This window comes from Ralstonia edaphi (assembly GCF_958350185.1).
Classification (GTDB): domain Bacteria; phylum Pseudomonadota; class Gammaproteobacteria; order Burkholderiales; family Burkholderiaceae; genus Ralstonia; species Ralstonia edaphi.
Window position 1 is genome coordinate 459,983 of the sequence record NZ_CATWHI010000002.1, and the last position, 13,828, is coordinate 473,810.

Genomic DNA, 13,828 nt, shown 5'->3' on the forward strand with positions numbered 1-13,828 from the left:
CCCTGCTCGCGGTAGCGCTGGCGTCGGCAAGCGCGTGTACCGCATTGGCCCCCGTACCAACGGGCGAAGCACTGATTGGCCAACCCGCCTCAGCCGTGGAAGCACGCTTTGGCAAACCGCCCGAGCGGTATCCGCGTGCCAACGGCGGCACGCGATGGCTATACCCGACGCAACCGTATGGGCAATTCACTTATGCCGCTGATTTCGATGCGAGCGGCAAGCTCATCTCGTTCCGGCAGATTCTGACCACAATGGATTTTGCACAGGTCCGCGTCGGTACGGCGACGCAAAACGATGTGCTGCAGACGTTCGGCAAGCCGGAAGAAACCGCGTATTTCCGGCTGATGGATCGGCAGGTTTGGTCCTACCGTTTCAAGCATGAAGGCGTATGGCCTTCGCTGATGCACTTCTATTTCGACCGCGACGGCATCGTGCGGCTTACGCAGGTCAGCCCCGACCCGATGTACGACCACGATCACGATTCAAGCCGCTGAGCCAGCGTCAAACGCCAGAACGGCAACATCCACGCGAGGCGCATCGCCTGGCGTGGACGTTCAGGTCGGCCATGTCGTGGATCGCACGGACATCGCTCTCAAAGACGGCCGGCATGGTGCACGCTCCTGACGTGTCCGGTGCCGCCGCACCCGCTTCGCGTTCCGGTGGATAACCGGGTGCGCGCTCAGTGGTGATCGTGTTGGGGTCTGGGCTGACTCCTGCGTGTGTTGATGAACCCGCGATCAGATCTGCGGGTTGAGTTTTTCGCTGCTCTTGTCCTGGAGCTTGTTCAGCGCGGCAAGGTAAGCCTTGGCCGACGCCGCAACGATGTCCGGATCAGTACCCACACCGTTGACGATGCGTCCCGACTTGGACAGCCGCACCGTCACTTCGCCTTGCGCCTGCGTGCCCGTCGTGATCGCGTTGACCGAATAGAGCAGCTGCTCTGCGCCGCTGGCGACCTTGCTCTCGATCGCATTCAGCGTGGCGTCGACCGGGCCGTTGCCCTCCGCTTCGCCCGTCACTTCCTGGCCGTCTGCCACGAAAACGATGCGCGCGTGCGGACGCTCGCCGGTTTCCGAACGCTGGGCAAGCGACACGAAACGGAAGTGCTCGCCCTCGCTGTGCTGCGCTTCGTTGGAAACGATGGCGACGATGTCTTCGTCGAAGATCTCGGCCTTCTGGTCGGCCAGCTCCTTGAAGCGGGTGAAAGCGGCGTTCAGCTCGGCTTCCGAATCCAGCTCGATGCCCAGTTCCTGCAGACGCTGCTTGAACGCGTTGCGGCCCGAGAGTTTGCCCAGGACGATCTTGTTGGCCGTCCAGCCCACGTCTTCGGCCCGCATGATTTCGTACGTGTCGCGCGCCTTCAGCACGCCGTCCTGGTGGATGCCCGAAGCATGCGCGAAAGCATTGGCGCCGACGACGGCCTTGTTCGGCTGCACGACGAAACCGGTGATCTGCGAGACAAGCTTGGAGGCCGGCACGATCTGCGTGGTATCGACACCCACGTCGAGATTGAAATAGTCGCGACGGGTCTTCACGGCCATCACCACCTCTTCGAGGCTGGTGTTCCCGGCGCGCTCGCCCAGGCCGTTGATCGTGCATTCGATCTGGCGCGCGCCGCCCAACTGGACAGCGGTCAGCGAGTTGGCAACAGCCATGCCCAGATCGTCATGGCAATGCACTGACCAGATCGCCTTATCGGAATTAGGAATGCGCTCACGCACCGAGCGGATCAGCGCGGCGTAGCCTTCTGGCACCGCATAGCCCACCGTATCCGGCAGGTTGATGGTCGTCGCGCCCTCAGCAATCACGCCTTCCAGCACGCGGCAGAGGAAATCCATGTCCGAGCGGCTGCCATCTTCCGGCGAGAACTCGATGTCGTCGGTGAACTGGCGCGCGAAGCGCACGGCAAGACGCGCCTGCTCGTACACCTGATCCGGCGACATGCGCAGCTTCTTCTCCATGTGAAGCGCCGAAGTAGCGATGAACGTGTGGATGCGGAACTGCCCTGCCGGCTTGAGTGCTTCGGCAGCGCGCGAGATATCGCGGTCGTTCGCACGGGCCAGCGAGCAAATCCGCGAATCCTTGACCGACTGTGCAATCGCGCGGATCGCTTCAAAGTCACCATTGGAGCTGGCCGCGAAGCCGGCTTCGATCACGTCCACCTTGAGCCGCTCGAGCTGCTTGGCGATGCGGATCTTCTCTTCCTTGGTCATCGATGCCCCAGGGGACTGCTCGCCGTCGCGCAAGGTGGTATCGAAAATGATGAGTTTGTCGCTCATGGCGGCTCCTTGGTGGGGTGACGTTTTTGGCGTCGGTCTTAGTGGTGTCTTAGATGGTTTCTTGCGGCGCAGAATGCAAAACGCCCCGGCGTGCATGGTTGCAGGCCGGGGCGCTGTGAATTCTGGTTCGCGAAAACTTGGCGGTTTCTGCTTGCCTTGTCTTGCGATTTCCTATGCGCGTGTCCCGACCTGACGACCTAGTAGGCCATCAATCGAGACTAGCGTAATCAGAATGGAAATCGGGCGCGAAAGCATGCGGACGAATATAGACGAATTCAAAAATTGACGCAAGCGCACACTGATGAAGCCCATGAATCACTCATGCGTGTCGTCGGAAGCCTGTTTCGGCAACCGGGGGCTGCCTTGTTGCCCATGCAGGGCGCGCCAGCCCCACAGCAGGTAACCCGACACGGCGTAACCAACGAAGAGGCCGAACAGCGCGACCGGCGGATCGCTCGATATCACGACGAACAGCACAAGCACGAGCACCATCACGCCGAACGGTACGCGGTGGCGAACATCCAGCGCCTTACCGCTGTAGAACGGCGCGTTGGACACCATCGACAGCCCTGCGTACAGCGTCAGCCCGAAGGCCACCCACGGCATCCACAGTTCCTTGACGGGCAGCTTGTTGTCGATCGCCAGCCAGACAAATCCCGCGATGAGTGCGGCGGCGGCTGGGCTCGGCATGCCCTGGAAGAAGCGCTTGTCGACCGACCCGATGTTCGTGTTGAAACGCGCCAGACGCAGTGCAGCGCCAGCGCAATACACGAACGCCGCGAGCCAGCCCCACTTGCCCAGGTCGCGCAAGATCCATTCGTACATGACCAATGCGGGCGCCACGCCAAACGACACCATGTCCGACAACGAGTCGTACTGCTCGCCGAACGCGCTTTGCGTATTCGTGATCCGGGCGACGCGGCCGTCCATGCCATCGAGGACCATCGCCGCGAAGATGGCGATGGCAGCCGTCTCGAAGTTCAGGTTCATCGCCTGCACGATGGCGAAGAAGCCGGCGAACAGCGCGGCCGTGGTGAACGCGTTGGGCAGCAGATAGATCCCGCGGCGGCGCGGACGCACGATCTCAAGATCGTCGTCATCCGACCTCGGTTGGTTGTGCCGCAGCGGACGCAGATGCGTCACATTGCCGGCGGTGAAACGCTTCTTGCGTCGGTTGAACGCGGGCATGGCGGCCTCCGGATCAGTCCAGCTCAGCAAGCACCGTCAGCGTGGCGGACACCTTCTCGCCGATGGTCACGCGTGGGCGCGCCGTCAGCGGCAGGTATACGTCAACGCGCGAGCCAAAGCGGATGAAGCCGTAGCGCTGGCCACGCGTGAGTGCTTCCCCTGCCTTGGTATAGCAAAGGATGCGCCGCGCGATCAGTCCAGCCACCTGCACCGAAGTGACGAGCTGGCCATCAGCTCGGCGCAGCACGATGGCGTTGCGTTCGTTTTCGAGCGACGCCTTGTCCAGGTCCGCATTGACGAACTTGCCCGGGAAGTACTGCACGTGCTGCACGGTGCCGTCGACCGGCGCCCGGTTCGAGTGCACGTTGAACACATTCATGAACACGCTGATCTTCAGCGAGTCGCGATCGGCATACGGGTCCCGCACCTGCTCGACTGCGACGATGCGGCCATCGGCCGGCGAAAGAATCGCATTGGCCTGCGTTGGCACGGCGCGCGCCGGATCGCGGAAAAACTGCAGGACAAACAGCGTCAGCACCCAGAACGGCCAGGCCCAGCCGAAGCCGGCGGCAGCCTGCACAATGAGCGTGACGATGAAGATCCCGCCCAGGTACGGCCAACCCTCGCGGGCGATGATGGGATGCGGATACGTGTTGTTCAAATCAGACCTCGACAGCGTCTTGAAGGAAATGCGGCATTCTAGCCGACACGGGGCCGCGCCAGCACTTGAAACAATGTTTGGCGCCCTGGAATCAGCATAAAAAAAAGCCAGCCCGAAGGCTGGCTTTCTCGCACAAGACGCGTCCGATCAGTTCTTCGACTGGTCGACCAGCTTGTTCTTGGCGATCCACGGCATCATCGCACGCAGCTTGGCGCCAACTTGCTCGATCTGGTGCTCTTCGGTCAGGCGGCGGCGCGAGATCAGCGTCGGCTGGCCTGCCTTGTACTCCAGCAGGAAGCTCTTGGCGTATTCGCCGGTCTGGATGTCCTTCAGGCACTGCTTCATGGCCTTCTTGGTCTCCTCCGTCACGACGCGCGGGCCGGTGACGTACTCGCCGTATTCGGCGTTGTTCGAGATCGAGTAGTTCATGTTGGCGATGCCGCCTTCATAGATCAGGTCGACGATCAGCTTCAGCTCGTGCAGGCACTCGAAGTAAGCCATTTCCGGAGCGTAACCGGCTTCCACCAGCGTCTCGAAACCAGCCTTGATCAGTTCAACGGTACCGCCGCACAGGACGGCTTGTTCGCCGAACAGGTCGGTTTCGGTTTCTTCGCGGAAGTTCGTCTCGATGATGCCGGCACGGCCGCCTCCGTTGGCGGTGGCGTACGACAGAGCGATATCACGTGCGGCGCCCGACTTGTCCTGGTGCACGGCGATCAGGTGCGGCACGCCGCCACCTTGCGTGTACGTGCCGCGCACGGTGTGACCCGGCGCCTTCGGGGCGATCATGATGACGTCCAGATCGGCGCGCGGAATCACGGCACCGTAGTGCACGTTGAAACCGTGGGCGAATGCCAGGGCGGCGCCTTGCTTGATGTTGCCGTGCACTTCGTTCTTGTACACATCGGCAATCTGCTCATCCGGCAGCAGGATCATGACGACGTCGGCTTCCTTCACAGCCTCGGCCACTTCCTTGACCTGCAGGCCGGCGTTGACGGCCTTGTTCCACGACGCGCCGTTCTTGCGCAGACCGACCGTCACCTTCACGCCGGAGTCGTTCAGGTTCAGGGCGTGGGCGTGGCCTTGCGAGCCATAGCCAACGATGGTGACGTTCTTGCCCTTGATCAGGGAGAGGTCGGCGTCCTTGTCGTAAAACACTTTCATGTTGATGTCCTAATTTTCAAATACTTCAATATCGATGGGGTCCGGCCACAGTGACACGCTGGTGCACGCGCCGGTTCAAACCTTCAGAATGCGCTCGCCGCGGCCGATGCCCGAGCCGCCTGTGCGAACGGTCTCGAGAATGGCAGTGCGATCGATGGCATCGAGAAACGCGTCGAGCTTGCTGCCGTTGCCGGTCAGCTCGATCGTGTAGGTCTTCTCGGTCACGTCGATGATGCGGCCGCGGAAGATGTCCGCTGTACGCTTCATCTCCTCGCGTTCCTTGCCGACCGCGCGCACCTTGACGAGCATCAGCTCGCGCTCGATGTGCGCACCTTCGGTGAGGTCGACGACCTTGACGACTTCCACCAGGCGGTTCAGGTGCTTGGTGATCTGCTCGATGATATCGTCCGAACCCGTCGTGACGATCGTCATGCGCGACAGCGAGGCGTCTTCAGTCGGGGCGACCGTCAGCGTCTCGATGTTGTAGCCGCGCGCAGAGAACAGGCCCACCACGCGCGACAACGCGCCCGGTTCGTTTTCCAGCAGGACGGAAATGATGTGGCGCATTACAGATCCTCCGCGCCGAGCAGCATTTCAGAAATACCCTTGCCTGCCTGGACCATCGGCCAGACGTTTTCTGTCGGGTCGGTCTGGAAGTCGAGGAACACGGTGCGATCCTTGAGTCGGAAGGCTTCGCGCAGCGCCGGCTCGACGTCGGATGTCTTCTCGACGCGCATGCCGACGTGGCCATACGACTCAGCCAGCTTCACGAAGTCGGGCAGTGCCTGCATGTAGGAATGCGAGTAACGGTTGTCGTACTCGATTTCCTGCCACTGGCGCACCATCCCGAGGTAACCGTTGTTGAGCGAGCAGATCTTCACAGGCGTGTCGTACTGCAGACAGGTCGACAGTTCCTGGATGCACATCTGGATCGAGCCCTCACCGGTGATGGTGACGACTTCCTTGTCCGGGAATGCCTTCTTGATACCCATCGCATACGGCAGGCCCACGCCCATCGTGCCCAGGCCGCCGGAGTTGATCCAGCGGCGCGGCTCGTTGAACTTGTAGAACTGCGCGGCCCACATCTGGTGCTGACCCACATCGGAGCAGATGAAGGCGTCGCCGTTGGTCAGTTCCCAGATCTTCTCAACCACGTACTGCGGCTTGATGATCTCGGAATTGCGGTCGTACTTCAGGCAGTCGACACTGCGCCACTGCTCGATCTGTTCCCACCACTTGGCCAGCGCCGTCTTGTTCGGCTTGGCTTCGCCAGACTGGATCTGGGCGATCATCTCCTGCAGCACGTCCTTGACGTTGCCGACGATGGGGATGTCGACCTTCACCCGCTTCGAAATGGACGACGGATCGATGTCGATGTGGATAATCTTGCGCGGCTGCGAGGTGAAGTGCGCCGGGCTACCGATCACGCGGTCATCGAAACGCGCGCCGATGGCAATCAGAACGTCGCAGTTCTGCATCGCCATGTTGGCTTCGTACGTGCCGTGCATGCCGAGCATGCCGACGAACTGCTTGCTGGTGCCCGGGAATGCACCCAGCCCCATCAGCGTGTTCGTCACGGGGTAGCCCGTCAGCGCAGCCAGCTGGCGCAGCTCTTCGCTGGCCTCGGCAAGCACCACGCCGCCGCCCGAATAGATGTACGGACGCTCGGCCTGCAGCAACAGGCTCACTGCCTTCCGGATCTGCCCCGAATGGCCCTTGTTGACGGGGCTGTACGAGCGCATCTCGATGGTCTTCGGATACTCGTACTTGCAGAGTTCGCGCGAGACATCCTTGGGGATATCCACCACGACCGGACCCGGACGGCCCGTTGCGGCGATGTAGAACGCCTTCTTGATGGTCGAGGCGAGGTTGCGGACGTCCTTGACCAGGAAGTTGTGCTTGACGATCGGGCGGGTAATGCCGACGGTGTCGCACTCCTGGAAGGCATCCTGACCGATGGCGTGCGTCGGCACGTTACCGGTGATGATCACCATCGGGATCGAATCCAGGTAGGCGGTGGCGATGCCAGTCACGGCATTGGTCACGCCCGGGCCGGACGTCACGAGGGCGACACCGACCTTGCCCGTGGCGCGCGCATAACCGTCAGCCGCATGGACTGCCGCCTGTTCATGGCGCACCAGGATGTGTTCGATCTTGTTTTGCTTGTAGAACGCGTCGTAGATATAGAGCACCGCGCCGCCGGGGTAACCCCAGACGAACTCGACGCCCTCTGCCGCGAGCGCATTGACGAGGATGTCGGCCCCCATCATGTCGGCAGATGAACCGCTATTGGCGTGGGAAAATTCCGCGCTTGGCATATTCATGTCAGTCCTTTGCAATTTTCGGCAAAAAATTGTTTGGATGCTCTCTACCGGGCTTGTGGCGCGGATTTGAGCGGTGCGCGTCTGCATGGATGGTCCGCCTGATGGGCGTCCAGATGAGACAAACCACAGATGTTGTGAACCGGGGATGATACTGCAATGCCGCATAGCGGTCCAGCACCGGCGCGATTCGGCAAAGCAAGCGGTCCGCCGGACAGTCGGACTGTCCGTAGAGCCGCATTTTTGCTAGCATCGCAACATTTTTCACGGCCAAGGCCGTTGACGCCACGCGGCGTGATCATCACATCTTGAGAATGTGAATTTTCGCGCGGCTGCCTCACAGGATTCGCACCCGCCGTTGTATGGCCTCTGAACAGGAACTGTCGGCCTTTCTCCTAAGCGTCGAGAAACGCGCCTTCAAGCAGGCGGTCTTCGCGGTGCGCGACGACGATGCCGCGCTCGATATCGTGCAGGACGCCATGATCAAGCTGGCCGAAAAATACGGCGACAAGCCGGGGGCCGAACTCCCCCTGCTCTTTCAGCGCATTCTGCAGAACACCATTCACGACTGGTTCCGCCGCTCCAAGGTGCGCAACACGTGGGTGAGCCTGTTCTCCAGCTTCCGCACGGACGCCGAGGGCGACGACACCGACCCGCTGGAACTGATCGAAAGCGAAGCCGGCACCACAGCGGCGGAAAGCAGCGCCGACAAGGTCGAGCGCTCGCAAATGCTGGAAATCCTGGAACGCGAAATCGAGAAACTCCCCGCGCGTCAACGGGAGGCCTTCCTGATGCGTTACTGGGAGGACATGGATGTTGCCGAGACAGCCCAGGCGATGGGCTGTTCCGAGGGCAGTGTAAAGACGCACTGCTCGCGGGCAACACACGCCCTGGCCCAAGCGCTGCGGGCGCGAGGGATCCGACTATGAACAAGGTAGAACTTCGAGAACGCCGTTTTGTGCATGCCGTCCGAACCGCTCTGAACGAGTCGGCAGGACAGTTGCCGCCCGACGTGCGCGACCGCCTCGCTGCGGCGCGCCGGACGGCGCTTGCGCACAAGAAAGCGGAAGTGCCGAGCACGGTGCGCTCGCCTGCCTTGGCAATGCCAGGCGTCGGCTCGGTGTCCTTCGAGGCGGAAGGCGAAGCACCATCGCCGCTGCAGCGCGCCGCCGCAGTCCTGCGCCGCCTCGGCCTGCTGTGGCCGACCATTGCGCTGGTCGCTGGGCTCGCGGGCATCTATCAGTGGCAACAGCAGCAACGCGTGGACGAACTCGCGGAGGTCGATGCCGCAATGCTGCTCGACGATCTGCCGCTGGCCGCTTACGCCGATCAAGGCTTCCATCAGTACCTGAAGCACGATCAGTGAAAGGCTGATCGATGAGCAACTTCCAGCACACCCACGGCCAACCACCGCGAGGCGGACGGACACTGCGCCTGCGCGCCGGGATCGTTGCCTTGATCGGCGCGGTCGGCCTGACGGCGGGGCTTGCGATCGCACAGGTGCCGGCCGCTTCCGCGCCTGCCGCGGCATCTGGCGTGACGGTTAACGCGCCGGTTGATCTGCCGACACCGCCCGCAACCAACCCGCTGCCCGCCGTCCACCCGAACTGGGCCGAGTTGACCATTGTGCAGCAGCGCATCTTCGCGCCGCTGGCGCCGGAATGGAACGGCTTGCCGGAATTGGCCCGCAAGAAGTGGCTGCAGATTGCACAGGCGTATCCGAAATACACGCCGGCTCAACAGCAGCGCCTGCAAACCCGCATGGCGGACTGGGTCAAGCTCACACCTGAGCAACGCCACCGCGCGCGCGAGAATTTCCAGACCACCAAGTCGCTTCCGGTGCAGAAGAAGAGCGAAGCTTGGCAGAGCTACCAGCAACTGACGGAAGAGCAGAAGAAAGCGCTGGCCGCCGCGGCCAAGGCGCAAAAGCACCCGTCCGCAGTGACGGCGCTGCCGGGCGGCGCGGGCTTGGCCAAGGACGCGGCCAAATCGATCCATCACGGTGCGCGCACCAAACCGGGCACGACCAAATCCGCGCCGACCAGCAAGGCGACCGCCGCGGCATCCGCGCCAGCGGCGACCCCTGCACCGGAACCTGCCGCCGCCGCGCCCGCACCCGCCAGCGCGCCGCTCACCCCGGTGCACCCTGTTGCGCCGCCGACTACCACTGGTGGCGAGTCGGGCAATCCGCCGCCCTCCACGGTGCTGGGCGGCTGAGGCGGCCCAACCCTTTTGGCATAATCCGAACCGCGTGCAGCGCGACCTCCGCGCCGGCACATGACGCATTGCGCGCACAGCGCTCACACTCTGTTCGATGGCCACCTCCGCTTCCTCGTCTTCACCCGTTGCGGCACCTGATCCGCTTGCCGCGCCCACGCTGCGCCGCCGTCTTGCCGCGATGCTGTACGAAGGCCTATTGCTGTTTGGCGTCATGTTTGGCGCCACGGCCATCTTTCTGCTGCTGCGCCTGATCGTGCCGCCGCTCGCGCGCACCGGCGATGTCGGCCTGCAGGTGTGGGGCTTTCTCGCACTCGGTCTGTACTTCGTTTGGTTCTGGCGCAAACGCGGCCAGACGCTCGCGATGCAGACGTGGCGCATGCGTGTGGTCAACGCCGATGGATCGCCTATTTCGCTGGGCCGAGCCGTTGCGCGCTACCTGCTGGCCTGGGTGTGGGTGGCTGCGGCCGTCGGCGTGATCCACCTGAGCGGGGCGTCCCGCTGGGCCGGCGCCGCTGTCGCACTGGGGTGCCTGCTGGCCTGGGGCGCACTGGCGTGGCTCGATCCGCAACGCCAGTTTCTGCATGATCGGCTGGCCGGCACGCGGCTGGTGCGCGACTGATTGCCTTTACAGTCGGCGACGACTTTCACCATGACGCGCGCCGATCTCCCCACCTCCCCCGTCCCCCTCGCCTTCCTGACTGCGGCCACCGCGCGCCGTATTGCCGTGGCGCTGCAAGGTGTGGCGACGCTGGCCGTTGGCTGGGCGGCATATCGCTGGGGCGGATGGAGTTGGCCCGCAGCGACGTTGCTCGCAGGCGCAGCGCTGATACTCGGGTATCTCGTTTCGGTCGGGTGGGCGTTCCTGGTGTCGTTGAGGAGCCTGGGCACCGCGATACCGGACGACCCCATGTGGGACCGCATGCCCGTACCTCACGAACACCGCATCGGCATCGCCGGTTTCATCGCATGTTGGTTGCGTGAATGTGTATGCGTGGCATGGATGTTCAACGTGCTGCAACCGTTCCGCGCGAGCGCCGCGTTCGATGCACCGGCGGGCGGCGGCAAGCGCGTGCCTGTGCTGATGATCCACGGCTATGGCTGCAATCGCGCGGTATGGCTGCCGATGCAGCAACATGTAGCCGCTGCCGGCCACCCGACCGACGCCATCGACCTCATGCCGCTGCTGGGCGATATCGATGACTACGCCCGGGATATTGCCGCCGCTGTCGCGCGCCTGACGCGCCTTCACGGCCGTCCGCCCGTCCTGCTCTGCCACAGCATGGGCGGGCTCGCCGCACGAGCGTTGCTGCGCCAGACGGAGCCCAGCGCTGTTGCCCACGTCATCACACTCGGCACGCCACATCGCGGCACGGCCATGGCCCGAAGCGGTCGCGGCCACAACGTGCGCCAGATGGCTTGGGCCAGCCCCTGGTTGCGCCAGCTTGCAGCGTCCGAAACGCCGGCTGTACGAGCACGCATCACGTCGATTTTTTCGTGGCACGACTCCATCGTCGGGCCGGCCGGAGCCTCCTGGCTGGAAGGCGCGCGGCACGTTCCGTTCGCGGGCGTCGGCCATGTGTCGCTGCTATGCGAGGCGCGCGTGCGGGATGCCGTGCTGGCGGAACTCGCGCGTATCGAAAACAGCGCTGCGGCCCCGTCTGCCTGAAACCCGCGCCTGGCGCAATTCTTCGGCGTTCGCGCCCCCTTCCCAGCGAGCACGTCACGTGACGGTCATGTTTCTGACACGGCTTTTTCATGCAGCGATGGCGAAATCCGTCCAACGCAGCCTCTGTTGCCGACATGGTCCTGCCAAATCTGCCATCGCGCCCCGGATTTCTCCGCCGCCTCGCGCAACGCTTTCGCGCTGCTCCCCTCACCGGTTCCGACTGGAACGCTCCACCGCCGCTGATGCAAATGGCCGCCGGATTCGCCGCTGCGGGTGCGCTGGGCTCGGCTGTACCGGCAGGTCGGGGCGATGTGCGCGAGCACGAGGCACCGGTCGCCACGCCGGCTTCGACGTTGGCGCCCGATCGCTCGGCCGACAGCGACACTGACTCGCCCGCCGAAAAAATCCAGCGCTACCGCACGATCTGGCTGTCGGACATCCATCTCGGCACGCCGGGCTGCCAGGCCGACTACCTGCTCGACTTCCTCAAGCATCACGAATCGGACACGCTGTACCTGGTGGGCGACATCGTCGACGGCTGGCAACTGCGCAAGGGCTGGTACTGGCCGCAGGCCCACAACGACGTGGTGCAGAAGGTGCTGCGCCGCGCGCGCAAAGGCACACGCGTCGTCTTCATCCCGGGCAACCACGACGAGATGGCGCGCCAGTTCCACGGCCTGAACTTTGGCGATATCGAGGTCGCTGAAGACGCTGTGCACGTGACCGCCACGGGCAAGCGCCTGTGGGTCGTGCACGGCGACCTGTTCGACGGCGTGATGCAGCACGCGCGCTGGCTGGCCTACGTCGGCGACTCGCTCTACACGTTCATCCTGGCGATGAACCGGCACTTCAACCGCATCCGCGGGCGGCTGGGTTTTCCGTACTGGTCGCTGTCGCAATACCTGAAGCACCAGGTCAAGAACGCGGTCAACTTCATCAATTCGTTCGAGCGTGTGATGACGGACGAAGCACGCCGCCGCGGCTGCGACGGCGTGGTCTGCGGGCATATCCACAAGGCCGAAATCCGCGAGATCGACGGCCAGCTCTACTGCAACGACGGCGACTGGGTGGAGAGCCTCTCTGCACTGGTCGAAACCATGGAAGGCGAACTGCAGATCGTCTACTGGACGCATCTGCTCGATGCGCCGCGCACCTCCCGCCGCGCACGCCGTGCCGCTGCGGCCGCCGCCTGATGGAAGCCTCTATGACCCACACCAGCATCGACCTCGTGCAGCCCGCTGCCGCCCACCCTACCCCCCAAGGAGAGCCCGTGAAAGTCATGATCGTCACCGATGCCTGGGAACCGCAGGTCAACGGCGTCGTCCGCACCCTCACCCAGACGCGTCGCGAGCTGGAGGCCATGGGGCACATCGTCGACATGATCACGCCGCTGGAATTCAAGACGGTGCCGTGCCCGACGTATCCGGAAATCCGCCTGTCGATCCTGCCGTCCAAGCGCGTGCGGGAGCGCATCGAACAGTTCGCCCCGCAAGCGCTACACATCGCGACCGAAGGCCCGCTGGGTCTGGCCGCACGTGCCTACGCGCTGCGCCACAAGCTGCCCTATACGACGGCCTACCACACGCGCTTTCCGGAGTACGTGCAGGCGCGGTTCGGTATTCCGCTGGCCTGGACGTATCGCTTCTTGCGCTGGTTCCACAGCCCCGCCCAAGCCGTGATGGCGCCCACGCCCGTGGTGCTGAAAGACCTTGCCGACTACGGCATCACCAACGGCGTGCTGTGGACGCGCGGCGTCGATCTGGACATCTTCACCGCCCAGCGCAGCAACGTGCTCAACACGGCGCACCCGATCTTCCTGTACGTCGGCCGTGTGGCCGTGGAAAAGAACGTTGAAGCCTTCCTGGAGCTGGATCTACCGGGCTCGAAATGGGTGGTGGGTGAAGGCCCCGCGCTGGCCGGGTTGAAGGCGAAGTACCCGAATGCCAGCTACCTCGGCGTGCTCAAGCAGCCGGAGCTGGCCAAGGTGTACGCCTCGGCCGATGTGTTCGTCTTCCCCAGCCGCACAGACACGTTCGGCCTGGTACTGCTGGAGGCACTCGCCAGCGGCCTGCCGGTGGCCGCGTATCCGGTGACGGGCCCGATCGACGTACTCGGCGATTCGCCGGCTGGCGCGATGCGCGAAGACTTGCGCGAAGCCTGCCTGGAAGCGCTGCGCATCGACCGCGCCACGGCGCGTGCGCATGCCGAGAAGTTCTCATGGCGCGCCGCCTCGGAGCAATTCCTCGCGCACCTGCGTCCGATGCCCGCAGCCTCCGCTGGCAACACCAAGGCCGCCGAGCCGTCCACCGCTGCGGGTGCCTGAGCCTTG

Annotated in this window: 14 protein-coding genes; 8 read left to right on the forward strand and 6 right to left on the reverse strand. The window is 63.7% G+C overall.

Annotation, left to right across the window (positions count from 1 at the left end):
• Positions 1-2: 2 nt before the first annotated feature.
• On the forward strand, positions 3-494 hold the full coding sequence (locus R2669_RS07325; protein WP_316890104.1) for a hypothetical protein: 492 nt from the start codon (positions 3-5) through the stop codon (positions 492-494).
• Positions 495-737: 243 nt separating this feature from the next.
• On the opposite strand, the gene R2669_RS07330 is transcribed toward R2669_RS07325, so the two are convergent.
• The 6 genes from R2669_RS07330 to R2669_RS07355 form a co-directional block, all read right to left on the reverse strand.
• Positions 738-2,279 carry a 2-isopropylmalate synthase gene (locus R2669_RS07330; RefSeq protein ID WP_147217678.1) on the reverse strand — a complete coding sequence of 514 codons (1,542 nt, stop codon included), beginning with the start codon at positions 2,277-2,279 and terminating at the stop codon, positions 738-740.
• 315 nt (positions 2,280-2,594) lie between these two features.
• Positions 2,595-3,467 carry a CDP-diacylglycerol--serine O-phosphatidyltransferase gene (pssA, locus tag R2669_RS07335; protein WP_316899432.1) on the reverse strand — a complete coding sequence of 291 codons (873 nt, stop codon included), beginning with the start codon at positions 3,465-3,467 and terminating at the stop codon, positions 2,595-2,597.
• A 13-nt stretch (positions 3,468-3,480) separates the two neighbouring features.
• Positions 3,481-4,128, reverse strand: coding sequence for a phosphatidylserine decarboxylase (locus R2669_RS07340; RefSeq protein ID WP_147217674.1), 648 nt, complete (start codon positions 4,126-4,128; stop codon positions 3,481-3,483).
• A gap of 147 nt (positions 4,129-4,275) precedes the next feature.
• A complete protein-coding gene (gene ilvC, locus R2669_RS07345; RefSeq protein ID WP_147217672.1) occupies positions 4,276-5,292 on the reverse strand; it encodes a ketol-acid reductoisomerase in 1,017 nt (338 codons plus the stop codon).
• Between the two features lie 75 nt (positions 5,293-5,367).
• Complete coding sequence (gene ilvN, locus R2669_RS07350) at positions 5,368-5,859, reverse strand: acetolactate synthase small subunit (protein WP_004630835.1); 492 nt, start codon at positions 5,857-5,859, stop codon at positions 5,368-5,370.
• Positions 5,859-7,616, reverse strand: coding sequence for an acetolactate synthase 3 catalytic subunit (locus tag R2669_RS07355; RefSeq protein WP_316873288.1), 1,758 nt, complete (start codon positions 7,614-7,616; stop codon positions 5,859-5,861). Before R2669_RS07355 ends, ilvN begins: the two co-directional genes overlap by 1 nt.
• A 359-nt stretch (positions 7,617-7,975) precedes the next feature.
• Between R2669_RS07355 and R2669_RS07360 the strand changes: the two genes are divergently transcribed.
• The 7 genes from R2669_RS07360 to R2669_RS07390 all read left to right on the forward strand — a co-directional run bounded on the left by R2669_RS07360 (position 7,976) and on the right by R2669_RS07390 (position 13,822).
• On the forward strand, positions 7,976-8,542 hold the full coding sequence (locus R2669_RS07360) for an RNA polymerase sigma factor (RefSeq protein WP_147217668.1): 567 nt from the start codon (positions 7,976-7,978) through the stop codon (positions 8,540-8,542).
• Complete coding sequence (locus tag R2669_RS07365) at positions 8,539-8,979, forward strand: DUF3619 family protein (protein ID WP_147217666.1); 441 nt, start codon at positions 8,539-8,541, stop codon at positions 8,977-8,979. The genes R2669_RS07360 and R2669_RS07365 overlap by 4 nt, the downstream gene beginning before the upstream one ends.
• A gap of 11 nt (positions 8,980-8,990) precedes the next feature.
• Complete coding sequence (locus R2669_RS07370; protein ID WP_316889537.1) at positions 8,991-9,830, forward strand: DUF3106 domain-containing protein; 840 nt, start codon at positions 8,991-8,993, stop codon at positions 9,828-9,830.
• Positions 9,831-9,927: 97 nt separating this feature from the next.
• The gene (locus R2669_RS07375) at positions 9,928-10,452 is read left to right on the forward strand and encodes an RDD family protein (RefSeq protein ID WP_316889539.1); all 525 of its coding nucleotides are present in this window, start codon (positions 9,928-9,930) and stop codon (positions 10,450-10,452) included.
• Positions 10,453-10,482: 30 nt separating this feature from the next.
• On the forward strand, positions 10,483-11,499 hold the full coding sequence (locus R2669_RS07380; protein WP_316889542.1) for an esterase/lipase family protein: 1,017 nt from the start codon (positions 10,483-10,485) through the stop codon (positions 11,497-11,499).
• A 242-nt stretch (positions 11,500-11,741) separates the two neighbouring features.
• Positions 11,742-12,692 carry a UDP-2,3-diacylglucosamine diphosphatase gene (locus tag R2669_RS07385; protein ID WP_316889544.1) on the forward strand — a complete coding sequence of 317 codons (951 nt, stop codon included), beginning with the start codon at positions 11,742-11,744 and terminating at the stop codon, positions 12,690-12,692.
• Positions 12,693-12,778: 86 nt separating this feature from the next.
• Entirely contained in the window at positions 12,779-13,822 is a 1,044-nt protein-coding gene (locus R2669_RS07390) for a glycosyltransferase family 4 protein (protein WP_186829263.1), read from the forward strand.
• Positions 13,823-13,828 lie beyond the last annotated feature (6 nt).